The organism is Pseudarthrobacter sp. GQ63, assembly GCF_059758765.1.
In genome coordinates, this window is record NZ_JCAXEF010000041.1 from 1 (window position 1) to 439 (window position 439).

General features: G+C 62.2%; 1 protein-coding gene. It reads left to right on the forward strand.

The annotated features are described in order from the left end of the window. Positions 1-439 (forward strand): ABC transporter permease (locus tag AC6CHP_RS20745; protein ID WP_498232057.1); only part of this gene is annotated, 439 nt, incomplete at both ends.

The window sequence follows — 439 nt, forward strand, 5'->3', positions numbered from 1 at the left end:
TCCTTAAACGCCTCGGCAGCGGACTTGTGGTCCTGTTCGCCGTCTCGGCGCTGACCTTCTTCCTCCTCTATGCCTCCAGCGGAAGCATCGCCCGGAACATCGTCGGAGACCAGGCCACGCCCGAGCAGGTGGCGCTGAAGGAAACCGAGCTCGGGCTGGACCAGCCCGTCCTTGGAAGATACCTGGATTGGGGCCTTGGCGCGCTGCGGGGGGATTTTGGTTCCTCGTGGTTCACGTCTGAACCTGTTGCCAATGCACTGGCCACGCGGATTCCCGTGACCATGGTCATGGTGTTCACGGCCATGATCCTTATTGCCGTCATTGCCACCCTTATCGGCGTTGCGGCGGCGGTGAAGCGGGGCTGGGTGGACCGTGTGGTCCAGGTCGGTGCGATCATCGGGGATTCGATTCCGGGGTTTGTTATCGGCGTCATCCTGGT